The 4245-nt window shown below is 65.3% G+C and carries 3 protein-coding genes and 1 pseudogene; 1 reads left to right on the top strand and 3 read right to left on the bottom strand.

Annotation, left to right across the window (positions count from 1 at the left end; all coding sequences use genetic code 11):
- The first annotated feature begins 13 nt into the window (after nt 1–13).
- The gene (locus EN780_RS28565; RefSeq protein WP_245500166.1) at nt 14–379 is read left to right on the top strand and encodes a CHRD domain-containing protein; all 366 of its coding nucleotides are present in this window, start codon (nt 14–16) and stop codon (nt 377–379) included.
- A 107-nt stretch (nt 380–486) separates the two neighbouring features.
- On the opposite strand, the gene EN780_RS28560 is transcribed toward EN780_RS28565, so the two are convergent.
- The 3 genes and pseudogenes from EN780_RS28560 to EN780_RS28550 all read right to left on the bottom strand — a co-directional run.
- The gene (locus EN780_RS28560; protein WP_128275961.1) at nt 487–2136 is read right to left on the bottom strand and encodes a thiamine pyrophosphate-binding protein; all 1650 of its coding nucleotides are present in this window, start codon (nt 2134–2136) and stop codon (nt 487–489) included.
- Nucleotides 2133–3308 (bottom strand): CaiB/BaiF CoA-transferase family protein, encoded by a 1176-nt coding sequence (locus EN780_RS28555; RefSeq protein ID WP_127311042.1) that lies wholly within the window; start codon nt 3306–3308, stop codon nt 2133–2135. Before EN780_RS28555 ends, EN780_RS28560 begins: the two co-directional genes overlap by 4 nt.
- An 81-nt stretch (nt 3309–3389) precedes the next feature.
- A pseudogene (locus EN780_RS28550) lies at nt 3390–4238 on the bottom strand (alpha/beta hydrolase); the annotation flags it as partial.
- Nucleotides 4239–4245: the final 7 nt, after the last annotated feature.

The raw sequence follows: 4245 nt of genomic DNA, 5'->3' as shown, positions 1-4245 counted from the left end.
TGCCTTTCCTGCCTTGGCCGAAACGGTGAAATACACGGCGACGCTCGATGGCAGCCAGCAGAGCCCGCCTGTCACCACCAAGGGCAAGGGAACCGCCACATTCACCTTCGACACCGCCAAGAAGAAGCTGAGCTGGAACGTCAAATATTCCGGCCTCAGCGGACCGGCGATTGCGGCCCACATCCACGGCCCGGCTGCGATGGGCGCGAATGCCGGACCCGTCATCCCATTCAAGAAGCTCAAGAGCCCGATCAAGGGATCGGCGACGCTGACCGATGCGCAGGCGGCCGATCTGGAGGCCGGCAAATACTATGTCAACGTCCACACCGCCGCCAACAAGGACGGCGAGATCCGCGGCCAGATCGAGAAGGCGATGTAAGACGCAAAGGGGCGGTTCATCGCCCCTTTGTCGCCAGCCGACGGAAAGGGCGGTTTGCCGCCCTTTCGCAGTGCAGCGGGCAGAAAGGCAGGAGGCTGCCTTTCGCCTTAGCTCTTGTCGCGGATCTGCGTCAGCGTGCGGGTCGGCGTGATTGCCTCGGGATCGAGCCTGATCTCGACGATCGCCGGCTTGCCGCTGGCGCGCGCGCGCTCGAAGGCCGGCGCGAAGTCGGCGGTCTTCTCGACCGTCTCGCCATGGCCGCCATAGGAACGGGCAAGGGCGGCGAAGTCCGGGTTTTTCAGACTGGTGGCGACGACGCGGCTCGGATATTCGCGCTCCTGATGCATGCGGATCGTGCCGTAAATGCCGTTGTTGACGACGATAACGATGATCGGCAGATCGTACTGGACTGCGGTGGCGAACTCCTGCCCGTTCATCAGGAAGCAGCCGTCGCCGGCGAAGGCGATGACTTCGCGGTCCGGGTGCAGCGCCTTGGCGGCGACCGCCGCCGGCGTGCCGTAGCCCATCGAACCGGAGGTCGGCGCCGCCTGCGTGCCGAAGCGGCGGGTACGGTAGAAGCGATGCACCCAGGTGGCGTAGTTGCCGGCGCCGTTGGTGAGGATGGCGTCTTCCGGCAGGACCTTTCCGAGATGCTCGATGATCGGCCCCATCTGAACTGAGCCCGGGCCGGTCTGCGGCGGCGTCGACCATTCGAGATAGGCGGCATGCGCCTTTTCCGTCTCGGCCGCCCAGGAGGGCTTCGCCGAAGGCTTGCGCCTGGCGAAAGCCTCGACGAAGGCGGCGGGCGAAGCGTTGATGGCTATAGTCGGCCGGTAGACGCGGCCGAGCTCGCCGGCATCGGCGTGGACGTGCACCAGCGCCTGGTCGGGGTAGGGGCTTTTCAGCAACGTGTAGTCGGAAGACGGCATCTCACCCAGGCGGCCGCCAAGCATGAGCACGACATCGGCTGCCTTGACCTGCGCCGCCAGCTTCGGGTTGATGCCGATCCCGACATCGCCGGCGTAGTTCGGATGCAAATGATCGAACAGCATCTGGCGGCGGAAGGAGCATCCTACGGGCAATGACCATGCCTCGGCGATGGCGTGCATCCGCGCCACCGCTTGCTCGTCCCAGCGCGTGCCGCCGAGGATGACGAACGGGCGCTTGGCGCCGGCGAGAAGCTTTTCCAGCGCGTCGAGCTCAGCCTCGCCGGGGCGTGTCTCGACCGGCGTGTGCGGCAGTGCTTCAGGCGCCTCGACGACGCTGGTCAGCATGTCCTCGGGCAGCGAGATGACGACCGGGCCGGGGCGGCCGGAGGTCGCGACGGCAAAGGCGCGGGTGACGAATTCGGGAATGCGCGAGGCATCGTCGATCTCGACCACCCATTTGGCGATGTCGCCGAAGAAGCGCTTGTAATCGACCTCCTGGAAGGCCTCGCGCTCCTTGGCGTGGCTGGCGACCTGGCCGATGAACAGGATCACCGGGACCGAATCCTGCATGGCGATGTGGATGCCGGCCGAGGCGTTGGTGGCGCCGGGGCCGCGGGTGACGAAGCAGATGCCGGGTTTGCCGGTCAGCCGGCCCTGGCAGTCGGCCATCATCGCGGCGCCGCCTTCCTGGCGGCAGACGATGGTGCGGATCGGCGAGTCATGCAGCGCGTCGAGCACCGCGAGATAGGATTCGCCGGGCACGCAGAAGATGCGGTCGGTGCCGTTGGCTTCAAGCGCCTCGACGATCAGTTGTCCGCCGGTTTTCATTTCGCTGATCTCTCCAGTTCGGCCAGGATTTCCTCGGTGTGTTCGCCAAGACGCGGCGAGGGGCGCTCGTAGACCAGCGGCGTGCCGGACATCACCATCGGCGCGCGCACCGAGGGCAGGCGATTGCCATGGCCATCGTCGAGGTCGAGCCGCATGCCGCGCGCGATGGTCTGCGGATCGTCGAACATCTGGCCGATCGTATTGATCGGGCTCGCCGGCACGCTTGCCGCTTCGAGCTTCGCCAGCAGCGGATCGCGATCAAAGATCTTGAGCGCCTCGATGATGCGCTCGCGCAGGCTCGCGCGGTTGGCGACGCGGGCAGGATTGGTGGCGAAATCCGGGTTCGACGGCAGATCGTCGAGGCCGACCGCTGCGCAGAACTTGCCGAACTGGCCGTCATTGCCGACGGCCAGGATGATGTGACCGTCTTTCACCGGCAGCACCTCGTAGGGCGCGATGTTCATATGCGCGTTGCCCATCTGCACCGGAGACTTGCCGGAGGCCAGATAGTTGAGGTTCTGGTTGCCGAGCGCCGAGATCTGGCTGTCGAACAGCGCCATGTCAATGTGCTGGCCCTCGCCGGTCTTCTCGGCATGGCGAAGTGCGGCCTGGATGGCGATCACCGAATAGAGGCCGGTGAACAGGTCGGAAATGGCGACCCCGGCCTTTTGCGGCTCGCGGCCGGCCTCGCCGGTGATCGACATCATGCCGGCCATGGCCTGGATGATGAAATCATAGCCTGCGCGTGGCGCGTATGGTCCGTCCTGGCCGAAACCAGTGATCGAGCAATAGACGAGACGCGGGTTGATCTTCTTCAGGCTCTCGTAGTCGAGTCCGTATTTCTTCAGCCCGCCGAGCTTGAAGTTCTCGATCAGCACGTCGGCATTGGCGACCAATCGGCGCAGCGTATCGGCGCCCTCGGGCTTGGAGAAGTCGATGGCGATGGAGCGTTTGCCGCGATTGCAGGAGTGATAATAGGCGGCCGACAGGTTCTCGCCGTCATGGCTCATGACGAAGGGAGGGCCCCATTTGCGGGTGTCATCGCCGCCGTCCGGGCTCTCGACCTTGATGACATCGGCGCCCAGATCGGCGAGCAACTGCCCCGCCCAGGGCCCGGCGAGGATGCGGGCGAGTTCGATAACGCGTATGCCTTTCAGCGGAGGCTCGGCCATGGATCACCGTGTTGGGTCGAAAGCGCAGCCCCTATCAATCCCCGCCGCTGCTGTCACGGCCCTTGCGATGGGCCAACCGCCTCACGCATTGAGAACTTTGTCCGCCCATGCGGCAAAATCGGCCATGACGATGTCCCGGTTCACCTCGTTCAGGCTTTCGTGGCGGGTCTCCGGGTAAACCTTTGAAACCAGATTCGAAAAGCCCATCCCCCGCATGCGCCCGGCGAGGTGGTTGACCGCCTTGCCGTAATCCGAGGCGGGATCTTTCTCGCCGCCGAGCAGATTGATGGGAAGGGTGCGGCGCACGCCGGAAAAATTGCCGTCGCTGCCGCCGTAGATCGCCATCTTGACGACGTCCCGCCACATCGACACCGAGGCATCCCAGCCGCAGAGCGGATCGGCGACGTATTTCGCGACCTCGGCCTCGTCGCGCGACAGCCAGTCGAACATCGTCTTGTGGTTGGGCACGGCCTTGCCCCAGGCCTGGAAGGTCAGCCTCGGCAGCAGCCTTGACGGCACGTCGGAGCCCAGCCGCATCCTTTCCCAGCCGAGGATGGCGAGCGCCAGCTGCCCAAGCAGGCCCTGCGAGAAATTGCCGTTCCAGATCGCGGCGGTATGGACGCGCGCCGAATGACGCAGAAGGAAGTTCAATGCCACCGACGCGCCCATCGAATGGCCGAAGAGGATGACCGGCAGGCCCGGCTGCTCGCCGGCGATCAGGTCATGAATGGCGGTGACATCGGCGATGACCTTGGCGCCGCCATCCGCATCGGCGAACTTGCCGAGCGGTGCGTCGGGCGCTCTGGTCGCGCCATGGCCACGGTGGTCATGCACGTAGACATGAAAGCCGCGCTCGGCGAGGAAATCGGCGAAGCGGGCATAGCGCGCCGCGTGCTCGGCCAGTCCGTGGTTGATCTGGACGACGGCGCGCTATGCC

It is taken from the genome of Mesorhizobium sp. M4B.F.Ca.ET.089.01.1.1 (assembly GCF_004022605.1).
Taxonomy (GTDB): Bacteria; Pseudomonadota; Alphaproteobacteria; order Rhizobiales; family Rhizobiaceae; genus Mesorhizobium; species Mesorhizobium abyssinicae.
This window is presented reverse-complemented; position numbering and strand designations above follow the sequence as displayed.

Bases quoted from the DNA above. Each gene is read 5' to 3' on its own strand.
- EN780_RS28555 (WP_127311042.1), bottom strand. From the start codon at position 3,308: ATGGCCGAGCCTCCGCTGAAAGGCATACGCGTTATCGAACTCGCCCGC.
- EN780_RS28560 (WP_128275961.1), bottom strand. From the start codon at position 2,136: ATGAAAACCGGCGGACAACTGATCGTCGAGGCGCTTGAAGCCAACGGC.